Source organism: Stenotrophomonas sp. SMYL86, assembly GCF_036320025.1.
GTDB classification, from domain to species: domain Bacteria; phylum Pseudomonadota; class Gammaproteobacteria; order Xanthomonadales; family Xanthomonadaceae; genus Stenotrophomonas; species Stenotrophomonas maltophilia_A.
In genome coordinates this window covers 1-15,863 of sequence record NZ_JAWIRU010000001.1, presented here as the reverse complement: position 1 = coordinate 15,863, position 15,863 = coordinate 1, and the positions used below count along the sequence as shown (strand labels likewise).

The window sequence follows — 15,863 nt, the reverse complement described above, 5'->3', positions numbered from 1 at the left end:
GCCATGAAACGCCCACGCCAGTTCAGTTTCAGCCGCCCACGGGGCGGCATGTCGATCACCATGATGCTGGTCATGCTGGCGTTGCTGGCGATGCTGGGCCTGATCGAGATCGGTTACCTGTTCTGGGCCAAGCGCGATGCACAGAAAGTCGCTGATCTGGCCGCACTGGCCGGAGCGCAGCGACTGGAACTGTGCACCTCGGACAACAGCGACAACAGTGCTGCGCGGCAGAGCGCACTCACCCAGAACACTTTCGCAGGAAGCCTGGAAATCCGCTGCGGAAACTGGAACGTGACCCGCGCCACCGAAGGGCACTTCAGCCCGGTCGTCGATGCAGCGAATCAACGCAACGCCGTCCGTGTCATCACCCGCCGCGCGGTGCTTCCCTTCTTCGGGCAGAACAGCAGCCTGCCGACCGTGACCGCACAGGCGGTGGCGCGCCGTGCAGAACCCACGGCGGTTTTCAGTGTCGGCTCGCAACTGCTGCGCATCAATGGCAACACGCCACTGGGAAATGTCCTGAAACTGGTGGGCGCCGACCTCGACAAGACCACCCTGCTCGGCTACGACGGCCTTGCACAGGCGCATATCACCCCGAATGGACTGCTGCAGGCACTGGGCATTCCGATCGACGTCAACATGGGCGTGGCGGAGTTCAACAATCTGCTGGCCGGCCGCAAGGTCAAGCTGGGCAAGATCCTTCAGGCGACCGTTGACCTGCTCACCCAGCAGGGCGTTGCCCACGTGGACCTGAGTGCACTGGAAAATGCCCTGGTCGTGAAGGGCATCGACCTCAAGCAGCTGGAGGTGAAACTCGGCTCCGATGACAGCGGTGGCGGCCTGTTCGCACGCGTGGTCGCGCCGGATGGAACGATTTCCAGCGCGCTGCAGGCCGATGTCAATGTGCTGGACCTGATCGGCACCAGCATCAGCATCGCCAATGGCGGCCGTGCGGTCTCGGTCGATGAACTCAACCTGCTGGGCCTGGTCAATGCCAAAGCCGCTGTGGTGGAACCGCCTTCCATCGCCATCGGTGGCGTTGGCTCGCGCGCTTACAACGCGCAGATCCGTGTCTTCCTCGACATCGACACCAACAACATTCCCGTTGCAGGCGGCGTGCTTTCACTGCTGGGCATCCGCCTGAAGCTGCCGGTCCATGCGGACGTGACCAATGCAATGGCGACCCTCACCAGCCTGCAATGTGGCAGCACGCCTCCCACGGCGACGATCAAGGTCGAGTCTTCCGTACTGCGCGCCTGCGTCGGCAAGGTGGCCGACAGCGAGCGGTTCTCCAAGCAGAATGTCTGTGGCGACACCCTGCAGAAGGAACAGATGCTCACACTGCTCGGCGCCCCGTTGATCAATGACAGCATCAAGGTCAATACGCTGACCGACACGCAAAGCCTCACCCTCCCCGCCGGCGCGACCGGTTCAACCCAGGTCAACTCCCTGGAGGTGGGCACCGCGGTGTCCGAGCTGGTCAGCGAACTGCTGCGCGTACTGTCCGGCATGCTCGATCCGCGCGACGATGGCATGAGCCAGGGCTCGACCGCAGCGCAGTTGGCCGATCGCTACCTGAAAGCAGCCAACGTTGGTCGCAATCGCTACGACGTCGATGCGTCCATCAAGCTGCTTGAACTTGGCGACCAGACACGGGGGTTGAAGCCTTTGGGCGCGTGGGATGTACCCAAGGGTGTTCCAAAGCCCTGCCTGGTGGGCCTGCTCACATGCTGGGAGGATGGCTCGGTCTGGAAAGGCTATCGCACGGCTGTGACTGGCGAAGGGTTGGGCGTGCTGCCGGCACTGCTGGGTAGCCTGCTCGGCGGACTGACCGTCAACCGGTGTGCAAGCCTGCTGATTTCCTTGAGCGACCAGGCCTACAACAACTGCATGACGCAGAACCTCGCGTCTTACCTGCAGACCGCCCACGACGGCTTCCTGGACCAGTTCGCCGGCGACGGCGTCACCGCCCCCGGCAATGGCCCGGTCAGTTGTTCGGGCCTGCTGTGCTTCCTGCTGAAGCCCGCCCTGGACGTCCTGAAGCCGCTGCTCAACAGCGTCGGCTCCCTGCTGCGCTCGCTGCTGGCGCAGGTGCTGGGCCTGGAACTGGGCCGTACGGATGTGCATGTCCAGTCCATCCAGTGCACGCCCGCACAGCTGGTCTACTGACCCGTGACGGGCGCCCTTGGCGGCGCCCGCGCACATGCTAGACTCCCGGCGGGGAACCACCTTCATCTCAACCCACACTCATCCGTGGATGGTCTAGACATGCGAGAAACTTCAGGGGGCGCGGTCTTCGCCCGGCACGCGCGCGGCGCGGCACTGCTGGCCGTGGCCATGATGCTGGTGGCACCGGCGGCGATGGCTGCCCGTGGCGACCGCGAAGCAGCCGCAGAGCCGGCCGCACGTACCGCACCGGTGGTGCGCAACACCGTTGACGAGCTCAAGCAGCTGATGGATGCCCGCCAGCTGACCGAGCTGCGCACCACCTACAACGGCAACTACGGCGCCAGCCTGCTGTTCAATGCCAACACCCTGACCTACTACGTCGCCCTGTTCCAGGAGAAGAACTTCTGGCGGGTGATCAAGACCGATGCCGTCGACAACGCCGAGCGTGTCTACCGCACCTTCGCGCAGCAGTCAGAGCAGCTGGCCCAGGTCTACATCGACACCACCCGACTGGAAGCCGGCAAGCGCTATACCGAGCGCCTGGTGGCCTACAACGAGGAGCGCCTGCGCACCCTGCAGCAGGAAATGGAACAGCAGCAGGCACAGTCGGCCCAGGTCAGCGCTGCCCTGCAGCAGGCCCAGCAGCAGGCGGTCAGCCTGAGCAGCGACGTGCAGAGCACCAACAGCCAGCTGGATTCCCTGCAGCGCCGCATCCAGATCCTGCAGGCCGAACAGGGCAACCCGGAGCTGAGCCTGCCCAAGCCGGACAGCGTGCCCTCGCCGGCACCGGCGGCCGCCAGCGACGGTCGCTGAGGTCCAGCGCCTGGCGTGCCGTCCAACGGCGCCTACGGGCGCCGTTGTCGTTTCCGGCACCATTCCATTTCAACGGCACGCCTCATGCACGGCATCGTCCAGTTGCCGGCGCTGCACGAAGTCCATGCGCTTGCCATTGGCCAGCACCTTCCCACGATGCTGCCGCGCGCGCTCACAGGCGGCGGGATCCGCGCTGATCGCTATCAGTGCAGCCCGCGCACTCCGCTGCTGCACCACACGCGGACGCATTGAAGCTGGGCTCGCGGCCTTGGCCGCGCTCGCACCTGTCGAGGGCGGCTCCGCCGGCACCTCCCAGCGCCATTCCGCGCGCCCCTGGCACGGCGTCTGCTGGTAGACCGGATGCGGCCCGTCCACACATTTGTAGACGTTGGTCTGAGCATGCGCCCCCGTGGCCAGCAGCAGGTACAACAGCGGGCTCCAACACGCGTTCGACATTGCAGGCTCCTCGTCAGGGCTGCCGCCATCCTCGATGCCGGCACGGCTTCGTGCCAGAGCGATACACGTCACATCCGGCGTAATCCAGCACAGCCGTGCAAGTCGTCGGTCTGGCGCTGCGCTGTACTGCCGAAGGCACCGGCATCCACGCCAGCGCCTTCCCTCCCTTCCGCCAAGGAAACCACAATGAGCAACTTCGTCACCGTCGCCGACGGCGCCCGCATCTTCTACAAGGATTGGGGTACCGGCCAGCCGATCGTGTTCGCCCACGGCTGGCCGCTGTCGTCCGATGCCTGGGACCCGCAGATGCTGTTCATGGGCCAGAACGGCTTCCGCGTGATCGCCCACGATCGTCGCAGCCACGGTCGCTCCAGCCAGACCTGGGACGGCAACAACATGGACACCTACGCCGACGATCTGGCGGCGGTGATCGAGGCACTGGACCTGAAGGACGCGATCCTGGTCGGCCATTCCACCGGTGGCGGCGAAGTGGCCCACTACGTGGGTCGCCATGGCAGCAAGCGCGTGGCCAAGGTGGTGCTGGTCGGCGCCGTGCCGCCGCTGATGCTGAAGACCGATGCCAACCCGGCCGGTACCCCGCTGGAGGTCTTCGACGGCATCCGCAAGGGCACCGGCGGTGACCGCTCGCAGTTCTTCAAGGACCTGACCACGCCGTTCTTCGGCGCCAACCGCGACGGCAACAGCGTTACCCAGGGCATGCGTGATTCGTTCTGGCTGCAGGGCATGCTCGGTGGCGTCAAGGGCCAGTACGACTGCGTGCACGAATTCTCGGAAGTGGATTACACCGAGGACCTGAAGAAGATCGATGTGCCAGCGCTGGTGGTGCATGGCGATGACGACCAGATCGTGCCATTCGATGCTTCGGCCAAGCTGTCCTCGCAGATCATCAAGGACGCCGAGTTGAAGGTGTACGCCGGTGCGCCGCACGGCCTGACCGTCACCCACGCCGACCGGTTCAACGCCGACCTGCTGGCGTTCGCACGCGGGTGAGGCACTGCGGCGGCGCCACCCAGCGCCGCCGCCCCTGTGGTAGAGCCGGCCGCTGGCCGGCTGCGCAGGATCGGGATGGATTGATCGCGCAAAAAGGGGACGGAGGGGATTAAGTCGTTTGTGCACAAACGACTTAATCCCCTCCGTCCCCTTTTTTGTCAGATATCGCTGTGGTGGTGCGGGACCCCGGTCTTCGGCAGCGGGTCATGCCCGCCCACGAAGTGGCGTACCACCGGTGCACGCTCACCGCGATGCAGCCCGCGCAGCACTTCCTGGATCGCCTTGTCATCGGCGGTGATGCGCTCGTGCTGGCGCAGATGCTCCAGCCAAGATGGGGTCACGAAATACTCAAGGTGGATGCCCGGGCTGGCCACATCCTCGACCACGCCCCAGACCACCGCGCCATCGCGGCGACGGATCGTGCCCAGCGCGCGCATCTGCGCCTGGAACGCTGCGCGGTCAGCCTCGTCGATGCGGTACTCCAGGGTGACCAGTACCGGGCCGCGATCGTTGGATACCGGCACCGACAGTTCCGGTGCCGGCCAGTGTCCCGCCGGGCGCAGGTTCAGGTCTTCAGTACCGGCAATGCGCACGCGCCACACCAGCAATCCGCCGATCACCGCGCCGGCAGCCGCCACCAGCAACGCCAGCTCCGGCGAGGTGCGCTGCGCCAGCGCGCCCCAGCTCAGGCCACCGGCCGCCATGCCAGCGGAGAACACCATGATGTACAGCGCCAGTGCACGCGCCCGTACCCACGCTGGCACTGCGGTCTGCGCGGCAATCTGCAGCGACGACAGCACGGTGATCCAGGCAAAGCCATTGATCAGCATCACCAAGGGCAGCACGTACCAGCTGCGGGTCAGCGCCAGCCCGACCAGGCTGAGCGCCAGCGACAGCGTGGCCAGCAGCACCAGCAGGTCGCGATCCATCTGCGCGCGCAGCTTCGGCAGCAACAACGCACCACCCACGGCACCGATCCCGATGCAGCCGAGCAGCATGCCGTACTGCCCCGCCCCACCCTGCATCTGGCCGCGTACCACCACCGGCAGCAACGCGTTCATCGCTGCGGCAAAGAAGAAGAAGCCGACCGACTTGATCAACACCGCCTGCAACCGCCCGGCGCGGCTGGCATAGCGCAGGCCCGCCTTCAGGCCAGCACCGAACCCTTCCGGCGGCAGGCTGGACTGCTTCGGGTCGCGCTTCCAGCCCCATACCACGAACAGCATTGCGGCGAAGGTGATGGCGTTGAAGCCGAAGGCCCAGACCGCACCGAGCTGGGCGACGATCACGCCGCCGATGGCCGGGCCGATCGAGCGCGCGATGTTGATGCCGATCGAGTTCAGCGCCACCGCCGAGGCCAGCATCGGCTGCGGTACCAGTTCGGACACGATTGCGGCCTGCGCCGGCATCGCCATCGCCGCGCCGCAGCCCATGCAGAAGGTCAGCAGCACCAGCAGCTGCGGGGTCAGCATGTCCATCGCGGTCAGCGTCGCCATCACCGCGGCGACCAGCAGCATCCAGCCCTGGGTGGCCAGCAGGTACCTGCGGCGGTCGACGATGTCGGCCAGGGTGCCGGCGGCCAGCGCCAGCAGCACGATCGGCACCGTGGTGGCCGACTGCACCAGGGCCACCATCAGTGGTGAGCCGGTACGCTCGGCCATCACCCAGGCAGCGGCCACATCGTTGACCCAGGTGCCGATGTTGCTGGCCAGGATCGCCAGCCAGATCGAGCGGAACATCCGGATTTTCAGCGGGGACCAGGCACCTGCGGCCTGTGCGGGGGGTTGCGACGCGGTTGCGTTCACCATTGCCATGCTCCAACGATCGAGGCGAACAGCGTGTCCTGGCCTCCGGCCTGCTTCAGTGCAGGACCGGCATCGACCCAGGCCAGCTGCAGCTGCCATTGCCAGTGTTCGCTGGCCTGCCAGCGTGTTTCGGATTTGTATTGATTACCGATGCGGCGCGCGCCACCGGCGCTGCCTGGCAACGCCACCAGCGGTGCCGGCGTGGTGTAGACCGCATCGGCACGACGATGCTTCCAGGCCATCTGTACGCCCAGCTCCGTCGTCACCGCGCCTTGCAGGCGCAGGGACAGGGTCGGCTGAAGGTCCATCAGGTTGGCCGGGGCCAGCAGGCTGGCCTCGCTGAAGTAGGCCGATTTCGGGAACAAGGCGTTGAAGGTTCCCAGGCGGCCGTCATGCAGGTTGCCATCGCCACTGGCGATGTCGGCCTTCAACCCCAACCGCGGCTGCAGCGGCAGGTTCGTCCAGCGCCACCCCGTATCGGTCGCCAGCGTCCAGGCGCGGATATCGAGGGTGCCGGCGGTCGTCCGAAGCTCACCGCCCTGCGCCACCAGCTCGCTGTTCCAGTCCAGTGCACCGGCCTGGCCGAACCAGCGCGCGCCCAGAGTGTGCCGACGTTCGGTACCCACACCCGCGGCGAAGCGCGCGCCCTCACGACGGTAGTCCACAAGATACAGATCCCACTGACCCGCCCGCTGCCCGTGCGCCGTCGTGGCATACGCGCCCCAGAGATGCGCGCCGTGTTCGCCGCGATCATCGAAGGCACCTGGTCGGTTCTCCACCGGACGCAGCGCCATCAGATCCAACGTGCCGAAGCGGCCTTTCCATCCTGCACGTGCACCGTCGAACGCCAGGCGGATGTTCGGCCCATCACGCACCGACAGCAGCCGTGAACTGCCATAGCCGGCTTCCTGCCGGCCGAGTTGCAGATGGAAGCCATCGCGCTGCCAGCGCCAGTACGCCTGCTGCACATCCAGCGCGCTGCGGTCGGTGCGACCCGGGCCGCCGGCCTTGCCATTCTCCCCATGCACACCCAGCTGCAGCTTCGCCTGCCAGCTGTCTTCCACATAGGTGGCCGAGGCCAGCGCGCGCAGCAGGCCATAGCCATCCTCGCTGCCGCCAATGCCGAACCGGGTCGGGTCGTAGTACAGGCCACGCGCCCGCAGCGATGCGTCCCATTGCAGCTGGCCGTCCCCAGCCGCGCTGCAATGACCGCCGTCGCAGGCCTGCACCAGCGACGGTGCGGCCAGCAATGCCAGGCTCAGAACGCGAAGCACGAGCATCCCATCGCGCCCCAGAACGCGGTCAGGTCATCGGTGGGCGCCGCGTGCCGGGCCGCATGACCATGAGCACCGTGAGTGCTGCAGGCTACGCCGTGATGGTGACGATGGGCGGCGGCCAACCCGGTGGCGGTACCGCCGACGTGGTAGCCGCCGAACCGGTTGACCGGCGACCAGTTGGGCATCGCCGGCGGCAGCTGCGGCGCAAGCCCTGCATAGTCGGCGTCGGCATGCACGATGCGGCCACCGACCACGGTCAACACGCTGGTGATGTCGGCGATCTGCGCGTCGTCAACACGGAAGAAATCGGCCGAGAGCAGGATGAAATCGGCCAACTGGCCGACCTTCAACGTACCCTTCACTGCTTCGTCGCCGGAGAACCAGGCACTGCCCTGGGTCCACAGGCGCAGTGCCTGCTCACGTTCGAGCAGGTTCTCATCGCCATACAGGGCCAGCCCGCCGACGGTGCGCCCGGTCACCAGCCAGGACAACGCCACCCACGGGTTGTAGCTGGCCACACGGGTGGCATCGGTTCCAGCACCGACCGGCACGCCTTCGGCCAGCATGCGCTTGACCGGCGGCGTATGCCGCGCCGCCTGCACGCCGTAGCGCTCGACGAAGGCTTCGCCCTGATAGGCCATGCGATGCTGCACGGCGATGCCGCCACCCAGCGCACGGATGCGCTCGATGTTGCGCGGGGTGATGGTTTCGGCGTGATCGATGAACCAGTGCAGGCCATCGAACGGCACCTCGCGGTTGACCTGTTCGTACACATCGAGGATGCGGGTGATGCTCTCGTCGTACGTCGCATGGATGCGGAACGGCCAACGCTTCTCGACCAGCAGCTTCACCACATCGTGCAGTTCCGGCTCCAGCTCCGGCGGCAGTTCCGGGCGCGGCTCGTTGAACAACTCGAAGTCGGCCGCGGAGAACACCAGCATCTCGCCGGCACCGTTGTGGCGCAGCAGGTCATCACCCTGCCGCGGCTGCAGCATCTCGCTCCAGCCGCGGAAGTCATCCACTTCCTTGCCCTTGTTCTGGGTGAACAGGTTGTAGGCGATGCGCACGGTCAGCTGGTCATCGCGGTGCAGCTGCTCGATGACCTGGTAGTCCTCGGGGTAGTTCTGGAAACCACCGCCGGCGTCGATCACCGAGGTGATGCCGAGACGGTTCAACTCACGCATGAAATGACGGGTGGAATTGGCCTGGTACTCGATCGGCAGCTTCGGACCCTTGGCCAGGGTCGCGTACAGGATCAGCGCGTTGGGCTTGGCCAGCAGCAGCCCGGTCGGGTTGCCGAGCGAATCACGCACGATCTGCCCGCCCGGCGGATCCGGGGTGTCCTTGGTATAGCCGCAGGCGCGCAACGCGGCACGGTTGAGCAGCGCCCGGTCGTACAGGTGCAGCAGGAACACCGGCGTGTCCGGCGCGATGTCGTTGAGCTCCTGCAGCGTGGGCAGGCGCTTCTCGTTGAACTGGGTGGCGGTGAAACCACCGACCACGCGCACCCACTGCGGTGCAGGCGTGCGGTCGACCTGCGCCTTCAGCATGTCCAAGGCATCGCCCAGCGAACGCAGGCCGTCCCAGCGCAGTTCCAGGTTGTAGTTCAGGCCACCACGTATCAGGTGGGTATGGCTGTCGTTGAGGCCGGGCAGCAGGCGCCGGCCCTGGGCGTCGATCAGGGTCGCTTCATTGCCCCAGCCACGCATGATCTCCTCGTCGCTGCCGACGGCAACGATGCGCCCTTCCTGCACGGCCAGCGCCTGTGCATGCGGCTGCTGTGGGTCAAGGGTGGTGATGCGGGCATTGCGGATGACCAGCGTGCTCATGCGACGCTCCTTGGAAGTGGAATCGAGTGCGGCACCGGCACGGCCGGCCAGGCCCAGCGCCACCGCGGCGCTGCCGGCCAGCACCACGTTGCGGCGGCCGTGATCGAGTGGATCGTGACTCATGCGAGGTCTCCCGGAAGGCGTTGGCCGTCCAGTGCCCAGGCGCCGGGCCCGGTCAGCGCGAGGGCCAGCAGTACCGTGGTCCACATCAACGGGTACTCGCTGCCGCCGCGCATCCAGAACCAGCCCTTGGGCAGGGCCAACAGAACGGTGAAGCCGATGAAGGCCGCCGCTGCAAGCGCGGCGACGCGGGTCTGCCAGCCCAGCAGCACGGCCAGCCCTGACAGCACCTGCAGCAGGGCCAGCAGCAGCGGCAGCGGTGCCACCGCTGGCAGGCCGAAGCCGCGCAGTTCGGTGGCGAAGCCGGCCAGCCCAGGACCGCCGAACCAACCGAACAGCTTGCCCAGCGCGTGTGGCAGCAGGAATCCCCCGGCTGCCACGCGCAGCATCAGCAGGGCCAGGTCGAGGCCATGGCCAGCCAGCATGCTCAGTGCCCGCCTTCCTGCGCGCCGAACATGCGCTTGGCGTACTGGATGCCGATGCCATAGCCGCCGGCATGGTCGCGGGCAATGCCGGTGGTCAGCTCGTAGGTCTCGCCACGCGCCCAGTCACGCTGCAGCTCCAGCAGGTACTGCACGCTGGTCATCGGCACTGCACCGGCCTGCACCATGCGGGTGATCGCACGCTCGTGGGCTTCTTCGCTGACATCGCCGCAGGCATCGGTAATCACATACACCTCGAAGCCCTGTGCCAGCGCCGACAGCGCCGGTCCCACGATGCAGACGCTGGTCCACAGGCCGGCAACAACCAGGCGACGCTTGCCGATGCGGTTGATCTCGTCGATCACCGGCTGGTCTTCCCAGGTGTTCATCGAGGTGCGGTCGAACACCGTCTGGCCCGGGAAGATCTCCGGCAGTTCCGGGAACATCGGGCCGGAGAACGACGCTTCGGCGACGGTGGTCAGCAGCACCGGCACGTTGAAGCCCTTGGCGCCCTTGCTGATCAACGACACGTTGTTGCGCAGCGCGGAGATGTCGATGGTGTGGGTAGCGAACGCCATCTGCGACTGGAAGTCGATCAGCACCAGGGCATGGTCGGTGGGCGACAAGAGGGCCGGGGCGGGCGTGGCGGTGGCAAGGCTCATGGTTGGACTCCGTTGGAAACACGATCAGGGGGAAGCAACAGGGCGGCATCACCGGCCAGGTACTGGCCGGGGCTGCAGCCGGTCTCGGCGCGGAAGCTGCGGACGAAATGACTCTGGTCGAAGAAGCCCAGCTGCTGCGCCAGGCAGGACATCGGCAGCTGCGCGACCGGCAACAACTGGCGCGCACGTTCGATGCGGCGACGGCGCACGTAGCGCAGCGGGCTTGCACCGGTACCGGTCCGGAACAGGCGCACCAGATGGAAGCGGCTGACGCAGGCGGCTGCGGCCAGCTCGGTCACCCGCAGCGGCTGCGACAGGTGCTCATCGACATAGCGCAGGGCGCGCTGCAATGCGGCGGCCTGCTGCGGTGCCAGCGCCACGGCGGGCGGATCGGGCGAAAAGACGGTGGCCATGCGGGACGCCGCGAGGGGGTGCCCCATGGTGCGTGGCCGCCGCACGATGCCCTACCCCCGTCGGTCGAGGCCAGCACCTACCCGAATGGGGGAGGCCGACGCCCGAGCAGGCGACGACCGAACAACCGCGCATCCAGTGAATAGGCGCCAGGGCCCAACATCAACAGCGCCAAGGGCAGCACCACCTGTGACCACGGCGCCTGCTGCGCGAACAGGCCCACGGCCGCCATCAGCACGGCCAGTGGCGTCAACACACCCAGCGTGAGCATCGGCACTGCCAGCAGGCACAGCGCCGACCACCCGCCCGCATGCGTGCCGGGCGTGCACAGTGCCGCGGACAGGCACAGCCGCAGCCACAGCAGGCCGATGCCCGGCCCGCGGTCGGGGAACATCACGAACAGGCGCTGCATGGCCGGGCTCCACAGGACATGCCGGCGTGATAGCCGACCGCGGCGGCGACCGCCTACCCCGTTCGGGTCACCCCGGACTGCCCCGCACCTGCCAGAATGCGCGCCATGCGTGGCCGCCCCTTCCCGTTCCTGCGTCGCCTGCCGACGCTGCTGACGTGCCTGCTGCTGTGGACCGCCCTGCCCGCCCTTGCCGTGCAGCGCCCGCCGGTGAGCGGCGGGCTGCCCGGTTACGAGCACACCGCGTGGCGGGTCGGCCAGGGTGCACCCGGCGATATCTGGGACATCACCCAGGACCGCGACGGCCTGCTGTGGCTGGCCACCGGCTCGGGCCTGTACCGCTTTGATGGCCGTCGCTTCGAACGGCAGGCAGCGCCCGTCGGCAGCCAGTTCCCGTCCACCAACATGGTCACGCTGGCGCATGCCGCCGACGGTGCCCTGTGGATCGGCTACTTCCAGGCCGGCATCAGCCGGTTCGCACAGGGGAGGCTGCACAACTACGGCCGCGAGCAGGGGGTGCCGGTCGGCGTGGTCCCACGCTTCAGCCAGGATCGCCAGGGCCAGCTGTGGGCGGCGGTCAATGGCGGGCTGCGCCGCTTTGATGGACAGCGCTGGCAGCCACTGCCGGCCGCAGCCGGCCTTCCCGAGCGCCGTGTGCAGTGGGTGCTGCACGACAGCCGGGGCAGGTTCTGGGTGCTGGCCGACCTGAAGATCTGGATGCGTGCGGCCGGCCAGACCACGTTCGAGGACACCGGCATCGCGGTCTCGCAGATGGCAACGCTGGCCGAAAGCCCGCAGGGTGAAGTGTGGTTGGCCGACCGGGTGCGCGGCACCTCACCCCTGGCCAACGCGCAGGGCCTGTTGGCGGCCAGCGAACGTGAAGCGCGGCGTCTTCCGGAACTGGTTGCTGCACGCCTGCAGTTCACTGCCGATGGCGCGCTGTGGGCCACGATGAGCCCGCACGGCGGCGTCGCCCGCATCACCTTCGACGGCAGCCGCGCCGTGCGCATGGAGCGTTTCGATTCGCCGCACGGGCTGACCGCCACCTCGGCGGTGCCGATCATCGCCGACCGCGAAGGCAATCTCTGGGTCGGCACCAATCTCGGCCTCAACCGCTTCCGCGCACGCAGCGTGCACACCCTGGCAGTGGGCCCGAGTGATCCCTACCGCTCGCTGGTGCGGGCCAGCGATGGCCGCGTGTATGGCTATGGCGAAGACCTCAAACCCTACGATCTGCGGCGCACTCTGCTGGATGGCAGTGCCCCGCAGCTGCAGGCCGCCGCGCGCCAGGCACCCACGCCGATCTGGCAGTTCGATTGGGTCAATCTTGCGCGCACGGTCGCCGGCCACACCTCGTTGATCCGGCTGCCGGCCCCGTTCACCGGGCAACCGCTGCACGCCCTACTGTTCCCCGACGACGCGCAGGCCTGGGTATGCACGGGTGAACGCGGCGTCCTGCACTACCTGCATGGCCAATGGCAGCGCGAGGTCCGCCTGCCCGAGCAGGCCTGCTCATCGCTGGCGCTGGATGCCCATGGCCAGCTGCTGCTCGGCTATGCCGACGGCCGCCTGCGCCGGATGAGCGCGGGCCACATCGAGAGCTTCGATGCCAGCCAGGGCCTGTCGGTCGGGCCGATCACCGCAATGCTGCATCACCAGGACCTGCTGCTGGTCGCCGGCGAAGCCGGTCTGGCTGCGCGCGTTGGCAACGGTCGTTTCGTTCCGGTGCGAACCGACATGGCCGGTGTACTGGAAGGCATCACCGGCATGGTGGCCGATCCGAACGGACACCTCTGGTTCAATGGCAGCCGTGGCCTGGTCCGGCTGGGGAGCGATGAGCTGCGACGGACGCTGCGGACCGGGCTGCCGGTGACGCCACGCCTGTTCGATGCGGTGGATGGCATGCCGGGCATCGCCCTGCAGAGCGGACCGATCGCCACCGCCACGCTGGCCGATGACGGACTGCTGTGGCTGGCCACCAACCAGGGCCTGGCCTGGCTGGACACCACCCGCTCGCACGTCAACACCATGGCGCCCAGCGTGCGCATCGGCGAAGTGCTGTATGGCAGTGAGCACGAGCCACTGCGCGATGGCCTGCGCCTTCCGGCCGGCACCAGCCAATTGCAGATCGATTACGTGGCGCTGTCGCTGGCGCGCCCGGAGCGCAACCGCTACCGCTATCGCCTGTCCGGCGTCGACGACGGCTGGCAGGATGCCGGCAGCAGCACCCGCGCGTATTACACCAACCTCGCTCCGGGCAACTACCGGTTCGACGTGGAAGCCGCCAACGAGGACGGCATCTGGAGCACTGCACCGGCCAGTCGCGGCTTCCGCATCGCCCCCACCTTCATGCAGACGGTGTGGTTCAAGCTGCTGTGTGCGGCCGCGATCCTCGCACTGCTGGTGATGGCGGTGCGCATCCGCAGCGGGCAGCTGGCCGCGCTGTTCCGCGCGCGCCTGCAGGAACGCAATGGCGAACGCGAACGCATCGCACGCGACCTGCACGACACCCTGCTGCAGGGCAGCCAGGGCCTGATCCTGCGCCTGCACGCGATCAGCCAGTCGCCGCAGACCCCGGAGCCGGTACGCGGCCAGCTGGAATCGGCGATGCAACTGGCAGAGCGCAACCTGGCCGAGGGCCGCGAGCGGGTCAATGCCCTGCGTGAGGGACCGTTCGCTGGCCGCGACCTCGCTTCGGCACTGGCCGATGTGCATGCCGAGTACGCCGGGCATGGCACCAATCCACTGCGCCTGACCGTGGAAGGTGCAACGCCACCGCTGCAGGCCGACGCGGCCGAAGAAGTGTTCCTGATCGGGCGTGAGGCGATCCGCAATGCGTTGCGTCATGCCAACGCCAGCGCCATCGAAGTGGAGCTGTCCTACGGCACGCGGTGCTTCCTGCTGCACGTGCGCGACGATGGCGTCGGCATCGCCGACGACAATGCCGGCCATGGTCATTGGGGCCTGCAGGGCATGCGTGAGCGCGCGCAGCGCCTCGGTGCGGAACTACAGCTGTGGACCCGCGCCGGACTGGGGACCGAAGTCGCGCTGGCGGTTCCCGCCCGGCGCCTGTATCACCGCCGCCCATCGCGCTGGCGCTGGCCCTGGAGTAAAGCAAACCATGACTGAGTCCCCTGCCCTGATCGGCGTGCTGGTGGTCGACGACCACCCGCTGCTGCGTGACGGCCTGGCGGCGCTGCTGGGCGCACAACCCGATCTGCGCCTGCTCGGCGAAGCCGCCGATGGCGAGGAAGCCATCGCCTGCTACCAGCGGCTGCAGCCCGACGTGGTACTGATGGACCTGCAGATGCCACGGCTGGATGGCGTCGAAGCGATCGTGCGGATCCGCGCGATGGACCCGCGCGCGCGCGTCATCGTGCTGACCACCTACCGTGGTGACGTACGCGCGGTAAGGGCACTGCAGGCCGGCGCCAGCGCCTATCTGCTGAAGGACATGCTGCGCCATGAGCTGGTCGATACGATCCGCATGGTCGCTGGCGGCCGCCGCGCACCGATTCCCCCGGCGGTGGCGGCCAGCATCGCCGCGCATGTGGTGGAAGACCGGTTGTCGCCGCGCGAAACCGAGGTACTGAGGCATGTGGCCGGGGGCCTGTCGAACAAGCGCATCGGCGAGCGCATGCAGATTTCCGAGCAGACGGTGAAGGCGCACATGAAGAGCCTGATGGACAAGCTGGGCGTGGGTGATCGCACGCATGCGGTGACCCAGGCGCTGCGGCGCGGGATCATCAGCCTGGACGACAGCGGTCACGATTAGGGGGTTGTTCGGCAGGGCTTGCAGCCCTGCACCTGCGGTAGTGCCGGCCGCTGGCCGGCAACCTCAGGAGCAACAACAGCAACAGCGGGCTTTCCATGGGATGGCGGGGTGGGTCCGGTTGCGGGGGGCGCTGCAAGTCCCCCTTCGGGGCCCGGCCCAGCCGCTGGCGGCTGTGCGTTCGGGCGCTTGCGAAGCCGTGCTTCGCAAGCAAAGCGCCCTCACCCATGTAAGCTCGGTCGCCGCTTGCTCGTGTGCGCAGTCCTGCGCACACGGCAAGACCGGGGTTGGGCGTCCTGCCCAACCCGCCCAAGGCATGCCTCGGGCCCATGCGGCTCACGCCCCCGCAACCGGACCCACCCCGCCTTCGACAGTTGGCCGCGATCTGTCGGAACGGCGTATTGCCCTGGTGGGTGTCGACCTTGGTCGACACAGTAGATCCACGCCATGCGTGGATGACTCATTCGATATCTGACAGATATTTCGACCAAGGTCGACACCTACCAACAGCCACCGGAATCTGTCAGAGGTGGGGGGGGGGGGGGGGGGGGGGGGGGGGGGGGGGGGGGGGTGGGGCGGGGGGGCGGCCCCCCCCCCCCCCCCCCCCCCCCCCCCCCCCCCCGCGCGCCCCCCCCCCCCCCCCCCCCCCCCCCCCCCCCCCACCACCCCACAGGAAACCCGCCGTTGCTGTTGCTGTTGCTGTTGCT

General features: G+C 67.7%; 13 protein-coding genes. 5 read left to right on the top strand and 8 right to left on the bottom strand.

Annotated features, from left to right (window positions below; translation table 11 throughout):
• The first annotated feature begins 3 nt into the window (after positions 1-3).
• Positions 4-2,169: a TadG family pilus assembly protein gene (locus V3B64_RS00065; RefSeq protein ID WP_329913301.1), complete on the top strand. Its 2,166-nt coding sequence runs from the start codon at positions 4-6 to the stop codon at positions 2,167-2,169.
• Positions 2,170-2,268: 99 nt separating this feature from the next.
• On the top strand, positions 2,269-2,982 hold the full coding sequence (locus V3B64_RS00060; RefSeq protein WP_043402505.1) for a DUF2968 domain-containing protein: 714 nt from the start codon (positions 2,269-2,271) through the stop codon (positions 2,980-2,982).
• A gap of 69 nt (positions 2,983-3,051) precedes the next feature.
• Here V3B64_RS00060 and V3B64_RS00055 read toward each other — a convergent pair whose 3' ends face one another.
• Complete coding sequence (locus tag V3B64_RS00055; RefSeq protein ID WP_329913300.1) at positions 3,052-3,438, bottom strand: hypothetical protein; 387 nt, start codon at positions 3,436-3,438, stop codon at positions 3,052-3,054.
• A gap of 186 nt (positions 3,439-3,624) precedes the next feature.
• On the opposite strand from V3B64_RS00055, the gene V3B64_RS00050 reads away from it, so the two are divergent.
• A complete protein-coding gene (locus V3B64_RS00050) occupies positions 3,625-4,449 on the top strand; it encodes an alpha/beta hydrolase (RefSeq protein ID WP_329913299.1) in 825 nt (274 codons plus the stop codon).
• 158 nt (positions 4,450-4,607) lie between these two features.
• Here the strand turns inward: V3B64_RS00050 and V3B64_RS00045 are convergent, their stop codons facing one another.
• The 7 genes from V3B64_RS00045 to V3B64_RS00015 form a co-directional block, all read right to left on the bottom strand.
• Entirely contained in the window at positions 4,608-6,257 is a 1,650-nt protein-coding gene (locus tag V3B64_RS00045; protein WP_329913298.1) for an MFS transporter, read from the bottom strand.
• Entirely contained in the window at positions 6,251-7,534 is a 1,284-nt protein-coding gene (locus V3B64_RS00040; RefSeq protein WP_329913297.1) for an alginate export family protein, read from the bottom strand. Before V3B64_RS00040 ends, V3B64_RS00045 begins: the two co-directional genes overlap by 7 nt.
• Positions 7,513-9,360, bottom strand: a complete 1,848-nt coding sequence (locus V3B64_RS00035) for an amidohydrolase (RefSeq protein WP_180837664.1) — start codon at positions 9,358-9,360, stop codon at positions 7,513-7,515. The genes V3B64_RS00040 and V3B64_RS00035 overlap by 22 nt, the downstream gene beginning before the upstream one ends.
• Positions 9,361-9,479: 119 nt before the next feature.
• The gene (locus V3B64_RS00030; RefSeq protein ID WP_049398467.1) at positions 9,480-9,905 is read right to left on the bottom strand and encodes a DoxX family protein; all 426 of its coding nucleotides are present in this window, start codon (positions 9,903-9,905) and stop codon (positions 9,480-9,482) included.
• A gap of 2 nt (positions 9,906-9,907) precedes the next feature.
• On the bottom strand, positions 9,908-10,564 hold the full coding sequence (locus tag V3B64_RS00025; protein WP_049422794.1) for a hydrolase: 657 nt from the start codon (positions 10,562-10,564) through the stop codon (positions 9,908-9,910).
• A complete protein-coding gene (locus V3B64_RS00020) occupies positions 10,561-11,004 on the bottom strand; it encodes an AraC family transcriptional regulator (protein WP_053091059.1) in 444 nt (147 codons plus the stop codon). Before V3B64_RS00020 ends, V3B64_RS00025 begins: the two co-directional genes overlap by 4 nt.
• Before the next feature lie 50 nt (positions 11,005-11,054).
• Positions 11,055-11,387, bottom strand: a complete 333-nt coding sequence (locus V3B64_RS00015; RefSeq protein ID WP_032128091.1) for a hypothetical protein — start codon at positions 11,385-11,387, stop codon at positions 11,055-11,057.
• A 96-nt stretch (positions 11,388-11,483) separates the two neighbouring features.
• On the opposite strand from V3B64_RS00015, the gene V3B64_RS00010 reads away from it, so the two are divergent.
• A complete protein-coding gene (locus V3B64_RS00010; protein WP_329913296.1) occupies positions 11,484-14,513 on the top strand; it encodes a two-component regulator propeller domain-containing protein in 3,030 nt (1,009 codons plus the stop codon).
• A complete protein-coding gene (locus V3B64_RS00005; protein WP_121503524.1) occupies positions 14,506-15,159 on the top strand; it encodes a response regulator transcription factor in 654 nt (217 codons plus the stop codon). Before V3B64_RS00010 ends, V3B64_RS00005 begins: the two co-directional genes overlap by 8 nt.
• The last annotated feature ends 704 nt before the right edge of the window (positions 15,160-15,863 follow it).

Bases quoted from the DNA above. Each gene is read 5' to 3' on its own strand.
- V3B64_RS00055 (WP_329913300.1), bottom strand. From the start codon at position 3,438: ATGTCGAACGCGTGTTGGAGCCCGCTGTTGTACCTGCTGCTGGCCACG.
- V3B64_RS00065 (WP_329913301.1), top strand. From the start codon at position 4: ATGAAACGCCCACGCCAGTTCAGTTTCAGCCGCCCACGGGGCGGCATG.
- V3B64_RS00035 (WP_180837664.1), bottom strand. From the start codon at position 9,360: ATGAGCACGCTGGTCATCCGCAATGCCCGCATCACCACCCTTGACCCA.
- V3B64_RS00045 (WP_329913298.1), bottom strand. From the start codon at position 6,257: ATGGTGAACGCAACCGCGTCGCAACCCCCCGCACAGGCCGCAGGTGCC.
- V3B64_RS00040 (WP_329913297.1), bottom strand. From the start codon at position 7,534: ATGCTCGTGCTTCGCGTTCTGAGCCTGGCATTGCTGGCCGCACCGTCG.
- V3B64_RS00010 (WP_329913296.1), top strand. From the start codon at position 11,484: ATGCGCGCCATGCGTGGCCGCCCCTTCCCGTTCCTGCGTCGCCTGCCG.
- V3B64_RS00015 (WP_032128091.1), bottom strand. From the start codon at position 11,387: ATGCAGCGCCTGTTCGTGATGTTCCCCGACCGCGGGCCGGGCATCGGC.
- V3B64_RS00005 (WP_121503524.1), top strand. From the start codon at position 14,506: ATGACTGAGTCCCCTGCCCTGATCGGCGTGCTGGTGGTCGACGACCAC.
- V3B64_RS00025 (WP_049422794.1), bottom strand. From the start codon at position 10,564: ATGAGCCTTGCCACCGCCACGCCCGCCCCGGCCCTCTTGTCGCCCACC.
- V3B64_RS00020 (WP_053091059.1), bottom strand. From the start codon at position 11,004: ATGGGGCACCCCCTCGCGGCGTCCCGCATGGCCACCGTCTTTTCGCCC.
- V3B64_RS00030 (WP_049398467.1), bottom strand. From the start codon at position 9,905: ATGCTGGCTGGCCATGGCCTCGACCTGGCCCTGCTGATGCTGCGCGTG.
- V3B64_RS00050 (WP_329913299.1), top strand. From the start codon at position 3,625: ATGAGCAACTTCGTCACCGTCGCCGACGGCGCCCGCATCTTCTACAAG.
- V3B64_RS00060 (WP_043402505.1), top strand. From the start codon at position 2,269: ATGCGAGAAACTTCAGGGGGCGCGGTCTTCGCCCGGCACGCGCGCGGC.